This window comes from Cryobacterium fucosi (assembly GCF_004403515.1).
Lineage (GTDB): Bacteria > Actinomycetota > Actinomycetes > Actinomycetales > Microbacteriaceae > Cryobacterium > Cryobacterium fucosi.
Genome location: NZ_SOHH01000115.1, coordinates 1 through 13,656, shown reverse-complemented (window position 1 = coordinate 13,656; position 13,656 = coordinate 1). Strand labels below are relative to the sequence as shown.

Sequence of the window (13,656 nt, the reverse complement as noted above, 5' to 3'; positions counted from 1 at the left end):
GCCGCTGCCAGCGCGACGGGCGCCGGTGTCTTGCTCGGCTGCGGACGCCCGGCCGCGGCCGCGTCACCGGGCACGCCGGCGCCGCCGCGCCAGACGATGAGCAGCACGATCAGGGTCACGACCAGGGTCGAGCCGATCGCGCCGAGCAGGAACCAGAGCCGTCGCCGGGCCCGGCGCGGTGGAGCGGACGGAGCTGGTGCGGTCATTGGCAAACCCCCTGGCAGATTGGGGCCAGCCTACCGGGCCGGCGGGATCTCGACAGGCTCGATCACCGGGCGGGTCCGATCGCCGGTGATTGAGCTCGTCGAAATCCCGGTGATTGAGCTCGTCGAAATCCCGGTGATTGAGCTCGTCGAAATCCCGGTGCGGGGATCTCGACAGGCTCGATCACCGGGCGGGCGGGGATCTCGACAGGCTCGATCACCGGGCGGGGTCGATCACCGGGCCGGGTCGATCACCGGGCCGGGTCGATCACCGGGCGGGGTCGATCACCGGGCGGGGTGACGATGGATGGCCCCCTGCCGAGGCAGGGGGCCATCCGTCGTCGCTAGCGGATGCTAGTTGTAGGTGCCGGGCGTGAAGTCGTCCGACGAGAAGCTGTCGAAGTCGACGAAGCTCAGGTCACCCTCGTTGAACGCGGCATCATCGGTGAAGATGCGGTTCGGGTAACGCTCAGCCTTGGCTTCATCCGTTGCCTCGACGGTGACGTCGCGGTAGCGGGGAAGACCGGTGCCGGCCGGGATCAGCTTTCCGATGATCACGTTCTCCTTGAGGCCCATCAGCGGGTCGCTCTTGCCTTCCATGGCCGCCTGGGTCAGTACCCGGGTGGTCTCCTGGAAGGAAGCGGCGGAGAGCCACGACTCGGTCGCCAGGGAAGCCTTGGTGATACCCATGACCTCCTGACGGGCCGAAGCCGTCTTCTTGCCCTCGGTGAGCGCGGTGCGGTTCAGCTCGTTGTACTTGAGCCGGTCGACCAGCTCGCCGGGGAGCAGGCCGGTGTCGCCGTGCTCGACGACGGTCACCTTGCGAAGCATCTGGCGAACGATGACCTCGATGTGCTTGTCGTGGATCGGCACACCCTGCGAACGGTAGACATCCTGCACGCCACCGACGATGTGCTTCTGCACGGCGCGGACACCCTTGACGCGAAGAACTTCCTTCGGGTCGACGGCGCCGATGATGATCTGCGTGCCGAGCTCGACGTGCTGGCCATCCTCGACAAGGAGGGTGGAGCGCTTGAGCACCGGGTAGGCGATCGGCTCGTCGCCGTTGTCGGGGGTCAGGATGACCTTCCGGCTGCGGTCGGTGTCCTCGATCGTGATCCGGCCCGCGGTGTCGACGATGGGCGACGCACCCTTGGGGGTACGCGCCTCGAAGAGCTCCTGCACCCGGGGAAGACCCTGGGTGATGTCGTCGGCGGATGCCGAACCACCGGTGTGGAAGGTACGCATGGTCAGCTGCGTGCCGGGCTCACCGATCGACTGTGCGGCGATGATGCCGACGGCCTCTCCGATGTCCACGAGCAGGCCGGTCGCGAGCGAACGGCCGTAGCAGACCGCACAGACACCGACGGCGGACTCACAGGTGAGGACCGAGCGAACCTTGATGGTCTCGACGCCGGCCTCGACCAGCTTCTCGATGAGCACATCGCCCACGTCGTCACCGGCCTCCGCGACAACCTCGCCCTTGGCGTTGACCGCGGCTGCGGCCAGGCTGCGGGCGTAGACCGCGTTCTCCACGTTGGGGTGGCGAACGAGTTCTCCGAGCGGGTTGATCTCGGCGATCGGCAGCTCGAGGCCCTTGGTCGTGCCACAGTCGTCTTCGCGGATGATGACATCCTGCGAGACGTCCACGAGACGACGGGTGAGGTAACCCGAGTCGGCGGTACGCAGAGCGGTGTCGGCCAGACCCTTGCGAGCACCGTGAGTAGCAATGAAGTACTCGGCGACGGACAGGCCTTCGCGGTAGCTCGAGATGATCGGGCGAGGGATGATCTCACCCTTCGGGTTGTTCACCAGGCCTCGCATGCCGGCGATGTTGCGCACCTGCAGCCAGTTACCACGAGCACCGGACGTGACCATGCGGTTGATGGTGTTGTCCTTGGGGAAGTTCTCCTGCATGGCCTTGGCGACGTCTTCCGTTGCCTTCGTCCAGATCTGGATGAGCTCCTGGCGACGCTCGAGGTCGGTCGTGAGACCCTTCTCGAACTGCGACTGGACCTTGGCGGCCTGCTTCTCGTAGCCGGCAACGATCTGCGGCTTGTTCGGCGGGGTCAGGATGTCGCTGAGCGCCACGGTCACACCGGAGCGGGTTGCCCAGTAGAAACCGGCATCCTTCACGCGGTCGAGCGTTGCGGCCACTTCCACCTTGGGGTACCGCTCGGCGAGGTCGTTGACGATCGCCGAGAGGGTGCCCTTGTCGGCGACCTTCTCGAAGTACGCGTAGTCGACCGGCATGGCCTCGTTGAAGATGGCGCGTCCGAGGGACGTGGTCACCAGCACGGTGCCGACGGCCTGGCCGCCCACGAGTTCGACGCCTTCGGGCTGGGTGCCCTCCTCGAAGTACTTGTCGGTCAGGCGGATGCGCACCTTGGCGTTCAGGTCGAGCGACTTCTGGTCGAAGGCGAGGATCGCCTCCGCGACAGAGGAGAACGCGCGGCCCTCGCCGATGACGCCTTCCTTGAGCGTGGTCAGGTGGTGCAGACCGATGATCATGTCCTGGGTGGGCAGGGTCACCGGGCGACCGTCGGACGGCTTCAGGATGTTGTTCGAGGCGAGCATGAGGATGCGCGCTTCGGCCTGGGCCTCCATCGACAGCGGCAGGTGCACGGCCATCTGGTCACCGTCGAAGTCCGCGTTGAACGCGGCGCAGACGAGCGGGTGCAGCTGGATGGCCTTGCCTTCGACGAGCTGCGGTTCGAACGCCTGGATGCCGAGGCGGTGCAGGGTGGGCGCACGGTTGAGCAGCACGGGGCGCTCGCGGATGATCTCCTCGAGCACGTCCCAGACCTGCGGGCGGCTCCGCTCGACCATGCGCTTGGCGGCCTTGATGTTCTGAGCGTGGCTCAGGTCGATCAGGCGCTTGATCACGAACGGCTTGAACAGCTCGAGTGCCATCTGCTTGGGCAGACCACACTGGTGCAGCTTGAGCTGCGGGCCGACGACGATGACCGAACGGCCGGAGTAGTCGACGCGCTTGCCGAGCAGGTTCTGACGGAAACGCCCCTGCTTGCCCTTGAGCATGTCGCTCAGGGACTTGAGGGCGCGGTTTCCGGTGCCCGTGACGGGGCGGCCACGACGACCGTTGTCGAAGAGCGCGTCAACGGCCTCCTGCAGCATCCGCTTCTCGTTGTTGACAATGATCTCGGGGGCACCGAGGTCGAGCAGACGACGCAGGCGGTTGTTGCGGTTGATCACACGACGGTAGAGGTCGTTGAGGTCACTGGTCGCGAAGCGGCCACCGTCGAGCTGCACCATCGGGCGCAGTTCGGGCGGGATCACCGGGACGACGTCGAGCACCATGGCGGCCGGCGAGTTGCCGGTCATGATGAACGCGTTGACGACGCGGAGACGCTTGATCGCGCGGATCTTCTTCTGGCCCTTGCCCTCGGCGATCTGCAGGTGCAGGTTTTCGCTTTCGGTGACCAGGTCGAAGGCCAGCAGGCGCTTCTTGATGGCTTCGGCGCCCATGTAGGCCTCGAAGTACATGCCGAAGCGGTCCTGCAGCTCGTGGAAGACCGAGTCCTCGGGCTTGAGGTCGCCGACCTTGAGGGTGCGGAAGTCTTCCCACACGCGCTCGAGGTGAGCGATCTGCTCGTCGAGGGACTTGCGGACCTGGCTCATCTCCTTTTCGGCGGCGTCCTTGGTGCGCTTTTTCTGGTCGCTCTTGACGCCTTCGGCCTCCAGTGCTGCGAGGTCGGTTTCGAGACGCTGCAGGCGGTCGGCGATCCGGGAATCGCGCTGGCCCTCGATGGTCTTGATTTCGAGGCGCAGCTCGTTCTCGAGGCCGGGCATGTCCTGGTGGCGGCCGTCTTCGTCAACCGTGATGACCATGTACGCCGCGAAGTAGATGACCTTTTCGAGGTCCTTCGGGGCCATGTCCAGCAGGTAGCCGAGACGGGACGGGACACCCTTGAAGTACCAGATGTGGGTGACCGGGGCGGCGAGCTCGATGTGGCCCATCCGCTCACGGCGCACCGACGACTTGGTGACCTCCACGCCACAGCGCTCACAGACGATGCCTTTGAAGCGCACTCGCTTGTACTTGCCGCAGGAGCATTCCCAGTCGCGGGACGGTCCGAAGATCTGCTCTCCGAACAGGCCGTCCTTTTCCGGCTTGAGCGTGCGGTAGTTGATGGTTTCGGGCTTCTTGACCTCACCGTGCGACCAGCGACGGATGTCGTCGGCGGTGGCCAGGCCAATGCGAAGCTCGTCAAATGTTGTTACGTCGAGCAATTTCTCTCCTTGGAAAGTTTTCGAAGTTTTCGTCAGTGGCCGGGCTTAGATGTCGTCGATGGACGACGACTCAAACCGGGTGGAAATGTTGATGCCCAGTTCCTCCGCTGCGCGGAAGACCTCGTCATCCGTGTCGCGCAGGCTGACTGCTGTTCCGTCGGACGAGAGAACCTCGACGTTCAGGCACAGCGACTGCATTTCCTTGATCAGAACCTTGAAGCTCTCTGGAATACCAGGCTCCTGGATGTTCTCGCCCTTGACGATCGCCTCGTACACCTTCACGCGGCCGAGGATGTCGTCCGACTTGATGGTCAGGAGTTCCTGCAGTGCGTACGCGGCGCCGTATGCTTCGAGCGCCCACACCTCCATCTCACCGAAACGCTGTCCACCGAACTGCGCCTTACCACCCAGCGGCTGCTGCGTGATCATGGAGTAGGGGCCGGTGGAACGGGCGTGGATCTTGTCGTCGACAAGGTGGTGCAGCTTCAGGATGTACATGTAGCCAACGGAGACCGGGTTCGGGAACGGCTCGCCGGAGCGGCCGTCGAAGAGCAGGGTCTTACCGGTGGAGTCGATCATGCGGTCGCCGTCGCGGGTCGGGATCGTGGAGTCCAGGAGACCCTCGATCTCGACCTCGAGCGCGCCGTCGAACACCGGGGTCGCGACCTTGGTGTTCGGGGCTGCGCTGTGGGCCTGCTCGGGCAGACGGCCGGCCCACTTGGGCTTGCCTTCCACCTGCCAGCCCTGCTTGGCGATCCAACCCAGGTGAGTCTCGAGGACCTGGCCGAAGTTCATTCGACCGGGGATGCCCAGCGGGTTGAGGATGATGTCGACCGGGGTTCCGTCGGCGAGGAACGGCATGTCCTCGATCGGCAGGATGCGGGAAATGACACCCTTGTTGCCGTGACGGCCGGCGAGCTTGTCACCCTCGGTGATCTTGCGCTTCTGGGCGATGAAGACGGCAACGCGCTGGTTGACGCCCGAGCCGAGCTCGTCGTCGCCATCCTGCGAGTCGAAGACCTTGACGCCGATGATCGTGCCGCGCTCACCGTGCGGAACCTTGAGGCTCGTGTCGCGGACTTCGCGGCTCTTCTCGTTGAAGATCGCGCGGAGCAGGCGTTCCTCGGCGGACAGCTCGGTCTCGCCCTTGGGCGTGACCTTGCCGACGAGGATGTCGCCGGGGCGAACCTCGGCTCCGATCCGGATGATGCCGCGCTCGTCCAGGTCTGCAAGCAGATCCGGGGAGACGTTCGGCAGGTCGCGGGTGATCTCTTCCTTTCCGAGCTTGGTGTCGCGGGCGTCGACCTCGTACTCCTCGATGTGGATCGAGGAGAGGGTGTCGTCCTTGACCAGGTTCTGGCTCAGGATGATCGCGTCCTCGAAGTTGTAACCCTCCCACGGCATGAACGCGACGAGCAGGTTCTTGCCGAGGGCGAGCTCTCCGTTTTCGGTGGCGGGGCCGTCGGCGATGACCTCGCCGACCTCGATCCGCTCGCCGGCCTGGACGATCACGCGGTGGTTGTAGCTCGTGCCCTGGTTGGAGCGCGCGAACTTGCGCAGGTAGTAGTCCTGCGTTCCACCCTCGTCGAGCTGGACGGTGACGACATCCGCCGACACCTCCATGACGACGCCGGCCTTGTCGGCGGTGAGCACGTCACCGGCGTCAATGGCCGCGAAGACCTCCATGCCGGTTCCGACCAGCGGGCTCTCGCTCATCAGGAGCGGGACGGCCTGGCGCTGCATGTTGGCACCCATCAGGGCGCGGTTCGCATCGTCGTGCTCGAGGAACGGGATGAGGCTCGTGGCGACGGACACCATCTGGCGCGGCGAGACATCCATGTAGCCGATGTCTTCTGCGGGGAAGAGGTCGACCTCGCCACCCTTCTTGCGGGCGAGCACGCGGGCCTCGGCGAAGCGCGAGTCCTTGGTGAGCGGCGCGTTGGCCTGGGCGACGATGAACTCGTCTTCCTCACTGGCGGTGAGGTAGTCGATCTGGTCGTTCAGGACCTTACCGTCGACGACGCGACGGTACGGGGTCTCGATGAAACCGAAGGCGTTGATTCGCGCGAACGAGGCGAGCGAACCGATCAGGCCGATGTTCGGGCCTTCCGGGGTCTCAATCGGGCACATCCGGCCGTAGTGCGAGGGGTGAACGTCTCGCACCTCGACGCCGGCGCGGTCACGGGACAGACCGCCCGGGCCCAGCGCGGACAGGCGACGCTTGTGCGTGAGGCCTGCGAGCGGGTTGTTCTGGTCCATGAACTGGCTGAGCTGAGATGTTCCGAAGAACTCCTTGATCGCGGCGACGACGGGGCGCACGTTGATCAGGGTCTGCGGGGTGATCGCCTCGATGTCCTGGGTGGTCATGCGCTCGCGAACGACGCGCTCCATCCGGGACAGGCCGGTGCGCACCTGGTTCTGGATGAGCTCGCCGACGGCACGGATACGACGGTTGCCGAAGTGGTCGATGTCGTCGATGTCGATGCGGATGTCGGTGGGCTTGCCGTCTCGGATGCCGGCGATCGTGGTCTGGTTGTCGTGAAGCGCAACCAGGTACTTGATCGTGGCCAGGATGTCCTGGAGGGTGAGCACGGAGTCGCTGAGCGGGGCTTCGAGGCCGAGCTTGCGGTTGATCTTGTAGCGCCCGACCTTGGCCAGGTCGTAGCGCTTGGAGTTGAAGAAGAAGTTGTCGAGGAGCGCACGCGCTGCCTCGGCGGCAACCTGCTCGCCCGGACGGAGCTTGCGGTAGATGTCCTTGAGTGCTTCTTCCTTGGTGAGGATGTTGTCCTTCTCCAGGGTGAGCTCGATCGACGCGAAGCCCTTGAATTCCTCGAGGATCTCTTCGCTGGTCAGCCCGAGCGCCTTGAGGAAGACGGTGACGGACTGCTTGCGCTTGCGGTCGATGCGGACGCCGACCTGGTCGCGCTTGTCGATCTCGAATTCAAGCCAGGCACCACGGCTCGGGATGACGCGAGCGGAGTAGATGTCCTTGTCGGACGTCTTCTCCTGCTGGCGGTCGAAGTAGACACCCGGCGAACGCACGAGCTGCGAGACGACGACACGCTCGGTGCCGTTGATCACGAAGGTGCCCTTGGGGGTCATCAGCGGGAAGTCGCCCATGAACACGGTCTGGGTCTTGATCTCACCCGTGAGGTGGTTCATGAACTCAGCGTTCACATAGAGCGGTGCGGAGTAGGTTTTACCCTTTTCCTTGCACTCGTCGATCGTGTACTTCTCCGGCTCGAGCTCCGGGTTGGTGAACGACAGCTGCATCGTTTCGCCCAGGTCCTCGATCGGGGAGATCTCTTCGAAGATCTCGTCGAGGCCGGTGCGAGTCGGCAGGTCCTGACGACCGGCCGCCTGGCCCTCGGCGACACGCTTTTTCCATTTGTCGTTGCCTACGAGCCAATCGAAGCTCTCGGTCTGCAATGCAAGCAGATCCGGAACAGTCAGATTGTCGCTGATCTTTGCGAACGAAAGACGCCCAGCGGCGCGTCCGTTCTTGGGTGAGTTGGTGGTTGCGTTGCGCGCAGCAGCCAAGGAAATAACCTCCGTGGACCCCGTCAGGTCTAGTCACTGTTAGTAATGAATACCGAGTACGAACTCCACAGACCCTCCGTATATCCGAACCCGCTGATATAACCGAAACGAGGTATGCCTCAAGGTGGCTTGAGCACGCAAAGCCGACCGCAATATGAAGGCAGAGATTTGTCTGGAAGCGCAAAGATCAAGCATAGGCGCTTTCCCACGCCGTGTCCACCTCAATCTTGACCTTCCCGGAATTCTCAGGTATAACCCGCCTCGGCTTGGCTCGCCCCGCTCCTACCGCGCGTCTCTTTCCGCACCCGTCATCCCACACCCTCCCTCACCCGTCATCCCACACCCTCCCTCGCTCGTCCTCCCCCACCGACTTCTACCCTTTCGGTCGAAACCGACCAGCGTGCGAGTCGGTTTCGACCGCAATGGTCGATCTCGGCGAGGGCGGAAGGTCGCAGGGCGAGGGCGGAGGGGACGCAGGGCCGGATGGCGCAGACTGGGGGGATGAGCAGGGTTGAAGCGCAGCATCCGTCGGTCACGTTGAAACTCAGCGGGCACCTGGCCGTGATCGAGCCCGACCGGTTCACCCCCGGCAGTTTCAACCTGATCGTCGACGGCACGCCCCAGTCCCATGTGAACGTCGACCACCCCGACGAGCTGTTCTTCGAATATGTGCAGCGGATCGGCCACGTGATCGACCTGATCGGCGAGATCGGCGAACCGATCACCGCCGTGCACCTCGGCGCCGGCGCGCTGACCCTCCCCCGCTACGTCGAGGCGACCCGGCCCGGCTCCCGCCAGCAGGTGGTCGAGCTGGAAAGCGACCTGATCGACTTCGTGCGCGCCGAGCTGCCCTGGGACAAGCGCGCCCAGCTTCGGGTGCGGCACGGCGACGCCCGCGAGGTGCTCGGCAAGCTGCCGGCCGGGCTGCATGGCTCGGTCGACCTGGTCGTCGTGGACATCTTCTCCGGGGCCCGCTCCCCCGCGCACGTGACCAGCCGGGAATTCTACGAGCTGGCCGCACCGCTGCTCAGCCCCAGGGGCGTCGTGGCGGTCAACGTCGCCGACGGACCCGGCCTTGCCTTCGCCCGCGCCCAGGCCGCGACGCTCTCGGCCGTGTTCGACCACGTGCTCGGTCTCGCCGAAACCCAGGTGCTCAAGGGACGCAGGTTCGGCAACATTGTCTTCGTGGCGGCCCACACGCCGATCGACCTCAGCTGGGTGTCGCGGTTGCTCGCCGGCGGCCCGCACCCGTCGAAGGTGGTCGAGGGGGCGGAGCTGCGGCAGTTCATGGCGAGCGCGCTCGTGACGACGGATGCGACGGCCACCCCGTCGCCGCTGCCCGGCCGCACGGTCTTCCAGATCGGCAACTGAGCCGGCCGGACGCGTCCCTTGATTCCACATTCTCTGTGGATAACTCAGCTTCCCTGTTGATAACTCGGTTGCCCGGGAGGCTGCCCCGGCTCCGCGTGGCTAACTCAGGAGATCCGGAGCCGGCCATCGGCCGACGCCCGGAATCGCGCGGGCGCGGCGTGGCGGCATCCGGAATCTCCTGAGTTAGCCACACCGCGCGGCGCGGCGGCAGGGCGCGGACCGGCCGGGGCGGCACGCGGCGCGGCAGGGTTCGGTCGGGGTGCGAAGCCCGACGCGAAACACCCCAGCACTGGGGCTGGCGGCCGCCGCTCCCGGGATACTCTGGAGGCGACCCGTTTTCACCCGCGGCACGCCCCGGCCGCCCTCGTTTCAGGAACACACCCTGCCCATCATCATTGGCTACGACGCCGTCACCCTGCGTGAAAAAGTCGATCTGCGTGCCGCCGGCCTCCGCCTCGACGAACTCGGCGAGCTGCGCAGCCTGTCCGCCCTCAATGAAAAGGTCGCCCTGCTGCGGCTGACCGGCCGGCTCGACGAGGCCTGGGACACCGCCAACACGGCGCTGCGCCAGGCCCGGTTCACCGGATCGCGGGAGGAGCTCGCGGCCAGTCGTATCCGCCGCGCCCAGGTGCAACAGTTCCAGGGCAAGCTCGACGAGGCCGCGGCCGAACTCACGCACTGCGTGCTGGAGTCGGAGACCCACGAGTGGGCCGGCGTCGCCGCGTTCGCCCGCGAGAATCGGGGCAAGGTGTACTTCGAACAGGGCGAGCTCGAGCGCGCCCTCGCCGATTTCACGGCCGCCGTGTTCCTGCGCGACAAGGCGGGGGCATCCTCGGAACACCTCGAGAGCGCGCTGATCGCCGTGGCCGTGGTGGAGTCGTTCATCGCCGAGCAGCGCCAGGCCCCCTGACCCTCGAGCCGACCCACGGCATCCGCTCGCCCCTCCTTCCCGTGCATAACTCCTGCAGAACGGGTTCGGTAGGGAGGCTCTCCCCCGGTTCCACGCGGAAGTTCGGCATCGGACACCCAATTTGCAGGAGTTACGCACGTGGGGTGGGGAATCGGGGGCATGCTGGATCCACACGGGTGAGCCCCGGGCTGGTGCGGGAGAGAACGAGACGAGGCACGAGATGAACGGCGAGCCGGGCAGCAGGGACGGGACCCTGCGGCCCACCGGCCGGCGGATCGTCACTCGGTTGGCGGTTCTACTGCTGGTCGCGGTGCTGGCGGGCTGCACGTCGAGCGTGCCGCGGCCGTCTGTTGCGACCGAAGCGCCGGCCCGGCCCCGGCCGACCCCCTCCCTGAGCCTCCCGCCGAACGCGGTGCTGTTGCCGGTGCATCCGGTGGGTGACCCCGTCGTCATCGCATCGGGGCTGGACGCCCCCTGGTCGGTCCTGCGCCTGGCCGGCGGCACGCTGATCAGCGAACGCGACACCGCACTGGTGCGCGAACTGCTGCCAGACGGCAGCCTGCGGGACGCCGCCGAGATCGCCGACGTGCGCCCGGGGGGCGAGGGCGGCCTGCTCGGCCTGGCCTTCCTCGCCGACGCCGCCGCCCCGGGCGGAACCGGCTGGGTCTACGCCTATTTCACGGCCGCCGGCGACAACGAGATCGTGCGGATGCCGCTCTCCGGCGCCCCGGGCAGCCTCGGCCTCGGCGAACCAGAGCCGGTGCTCTCGGGCATTCCCAAGGCCGGCAACCACGACGGAGGCCGGCTCGGCTTCGGCCCGGACGGAATGCTCTACGCCACGGCCGGCGACGCCGGCGACACGGGCAACGCGCAGGACCTCGGCTCGCTCGGCGGCAAGATCCTGCGGATGACCCCGACCGGCGCGGTGCCGGCCGACAACCCGTTCGGCACCCTCGTCTACTCGTTCGGGCACCGCAATCCGCAGGGCATCGCCTGGGATTCCCGCGGTCGACTCTGGGCGAGTGAGTTCGGCCAGAACACCTGGGACGAGCTCAACCTCATCGTGCCAGGCGGGAACTATGGCTGGCCGGTCGTGGAGGGCGCGGCCGGGAACCCCGACTACCGCGACCCGGTGCAGCAGTGGCGCCCGAGCGAGGCGAGCCCGAGCGGGCTGGCCATCGTGAACGACACCCTGTTCATGGCCGCGCTGCGCGGCGAACGGCTCTGGCGCATCGATCCCTCCACCGGGGAGACCAGTGCGTGGTTTGTCAACAGCTTCGGCCGGCTGCGCGACGTGGTGTCGGGCCCGGATGGCACACTGTGGTTTGTGAGCAACAATACGGATGGCCGCGGAGACCCTGCTCCCGGCGACGACAGGCTGTACCAGGTGCGGGTGGCTCCCTGATGGCCGACCTGGACCGGGTGCGGCGCTGGGCCGACGCCCTCATCGTGCTGCACCTCGACCGGACCTGGACCTTCGCCTTCGACAACGCGAAGAAGCGCGCCGGTCTGTGCAACTACACGGCGCGACGGATCACCGTGTCGCGGTATCTTGCCGCGCGGTACGAGGACGACGTGGTGCACCAGATTCTGCTGCACGAGGTCGCTCACGCCCTGGCCGGCCCGCGCGCCGGGCACGGGCCGAAGTGGAAGGCCGTCGCCGGCGGACTCGGCTACGACGGCAAACGCACGCACGACGGGGAGATCGCCGACGAGCTGGCGCCGTGGGTGGGAGTCTGCCCGGCCGGCCACGTCCACTACCGCTACCGGCAGCCCACCCGGGCGTTCGCCTGCGGGCTGTGCGGAAAGGGATTCAACCGCGCGCACCTGATCGAATGGGACCGGAGGGAGATCACCGCGGCGGCACGCCGGCGCGCGGCGGCGGCCACGGTGACTCGGTGACTCAGTGACTCAGTGACTCAGTGACTCAGTGACAGTGACAGTGACAGTGACAGTGACAGTGACACAATCACGGTGACTCAGTGACAGTGACACAGTCACGGTGGCCCAGCGACAGTGTCACCTCTTTCACAGGGGGAAGGTCAGGTTTCCAGGGGGAAGGTCAGGCCGGAAAGGTGAACTCCCGCAGCAGCGCGATACCGGCAGATTCACGGCCGGCGGCTGCCCGACCGCCGCCCGTTTCGGATCCTGCTTCGGATCCTGCTTCGGCGCCGGGTTCGGCCGTCGACCGGGCCTGCGGGCGCACCGCTGCCGTCACCTCGGCCTGCCTCCCGTCGGCGACGAGGGCGAGGGCCGTCTCGGAAGCGCTGACCAGGTGCCGGAGCGCCTGCCTGAGTCCGGTAAAGCTCGCGGCGGCGGCCGCCGCCTCCGGCGAGACGTGGTCGATCCCGCGGCTCGACAGCGCGTCGATGACCGCGCCGGCGACGAGGAAGTCCTCGACCGCGAACCGGGCGGTGCCGTCGTTGCGCCGCTCGCCCACCGCGATGACAGCGACGACGAACCGGTCACCCTTCTCCGCCTGCCGGGCGAGCACCCATTCGGCAACGCGATCGGCCGTGCCGAGATCGGCCGGGATGACCCGGTGCGCGGCCAGCGGAGTGGGGATGCCCGGCGCGTAGCCGGTGGGCGGCAGCGCGTCGGCGAGGATGACGACGTCCGCCTGCGCGGCGAGGGCCTGGAAACCGACGAGGCCGACATCGAAACGGACCTGGTACTTCTGTTGGGGCTCGGCGGCAATCACCTGACCAGAATATCGGGAGCGGCCCGGCGGGAACCGGGCGGGCGGGAAAACTAGCGGACGTCGAACCGGGCCAGCGCGTCGGCATCCGTCGCCAGGGTCATCGCCCGACGAGCGCCGTCCAGGGCGGCGACCGGGTCGGTTTCGGCCAGCGCGAGGGTGAGCTGGCGCTCGGACTCGGCCAGGCGCGTGCGCGCGTCGGCGCCGACCCGTCCGGGATTCCCGGTGATGAAGTCGCGGGTGACGGTGAGCTGGCTTCGCACGGCAAGCAGCGCGCCGGACAGGGCGCCGCGGGCGTTGTCGAGGCGCAGCTGCCGGTTGCGGGCGTCCGAACGGATGACGTCCAGCCCGTCCATGGCCTCCCGGAGCCTGGCGAGGTCGGCGGCCGGATCGCTGAGGCGCGACGGCCGGCGCAGTTCGCCCAGCGCCGCGTCCGCCTCGGCGATGACGCGGCCCAGGTCCACCCGGGCGTCGGGCTCCTCGTGCGCGTCGCGCAGGGTGCGCGCCTCGGCCAGCTCGGCGTCGGCCGCGCCCCGGGCACGGGTGAGGGCTGCGAAGCCGAGGTGCAGCCGGTCTTCCCCGGACTCGATCGCGTCGAGCAACTTGCCGGCGCGGAAAAGCGCGCGCTCGGCCGATCGGAGGTGGTCGCCGACCGGTCGGGCCGCGTCGGCGGCGAGCTGGGC

Annotated in this window: 7 protein-coding genes and 2 pseudogenes; 4 read left to right on the top strand and 5 right to left on the bottom strand. The window is 67.0% G+C overall.

The genetic code is table 11. From position 1 onward, the window contains the following. The 3 genes and pseudogenes from E3T48_RS15730 to rpoB all read right to left on the bottom strand — a co-directional run. A pseudogene (locus tag E3T48_RS15730) lies at window positions 1–206 on the bottom strand (hypothetical protein); the annotation flags it as partial. Between the two features lie 351 nt (window positions 207–557). Next, entirely contained in the window at window positions 558–4,454 is a 3,897-nt protein-coding gene (locus E3T48_RS15725) for a DNA-directed RNA polymerase subunit beta' (protein ID WP_134524965.1), read from the bottom strand. Between the two features lie 45 nt (window positions 4,455–4,499). Further along, window positions 4,500–7,994, bottom strand: a complete 3,495-nt coding sequence (gene rpoB, locus E3T48_RS15720) for a DNA-directed RNA polymerase subunit beta (RefSeq protein WP_134524964.1) — start codon at window positions 7,992–7,994, stop codon at window positions 4,500–4,502. Window positions 7,995–8,495: 501 nt separating this feature from the next. On the opposite strand from rpoB, the gene E3T48_RS15715 reads away from it, so the two are divergent. The 4 genes from E3T48_RS15715 (at window position 8,496) to E3T48_RS15700 (ending at window position 12,177) form a co-directional block, all read left to right on the top strand. Continuing rightward, window positions 8,496–9,365: a spermidine synthase gene (locus tag E3T48_RS15715; RefSeq protein ID WP_134524963.1), complete on the top strand. Its 870-nt coding sequence runs from the start codon at window positions 8,496–8,498 to the stop codon at window positions 9,363–9,365. A gap of 259 nt (window positions 9,366–9,624) precedes the next feature. Continuing rightward, window positions 9,625–10,275 (top strand): tetratricopeptide repeat protein, encoded by a 651-nt coding sequence (locus E3T48_RS15710; RefSeq protein WP_241986874.1) that lies wholly within the window; start codon window positions 9,625–9,627, stop codon window positions 10,273–10,275. Between the two features lie 286 nt (window positions 10,276–10,561). Next, the gene (locus E3T48_RS15705) at window positions 10,562–11,680 is read left to right on the top strand and encodes a PQQ-dependent sugar dehydrogenase (RefSeq protein ID WP_241986873.1); all 1,119 of its coding nucleotides are present in this window, start codon (window positions 10,562–10,564) and stop codon (window positions 11,678–11,680) included. Continuing rightward, window positions 11,680–12,177 (top strand): SprT-like domain-containing protein, encoded by a 498-nt coding sequence (locus E3T48_RS15700; protein WP_134524962.1) that lies wholly within the window; start codon window positions 11,680–11,682, stop codon window positions 12,175–12,177. Before E3T48_RS15705 ends, E3T48_RS15700 begins: the two co-directional genes overlap by 1 nt. Before the next feature lie 160 nt (window positions 12,178–12,337). Here the strand turns inward: E3T48_RS15700 and E3T48_RS15695 are convergent, their stop codons facing one another. Together E3T48_RS15695 and E3T48_RS16915 are read right to left on the bottom strand one after the other, a co-directional pair. Beyond that, window positions 12,338–12,976 carry a hypothetical protein gene (locus tag E3T48_RS15695; RefSeq protein ID WP_134524961.1) on the bottom strand — a complete coding sequence of 213 codons (639 nt, stop codon included), beginning with the start codon at window positions 12,974–12,976 and terminating at the stop codon, window positions 12,338–12,340. A 50-nt stretch (window positions 12,977–13,026) separates the two neighbouring features. After that, a pseudogene (locus E3T48_RS16915) lies at window positions 13,027–13,656 on the bottom strand (hypothetical protein); the annotation flags it as partial.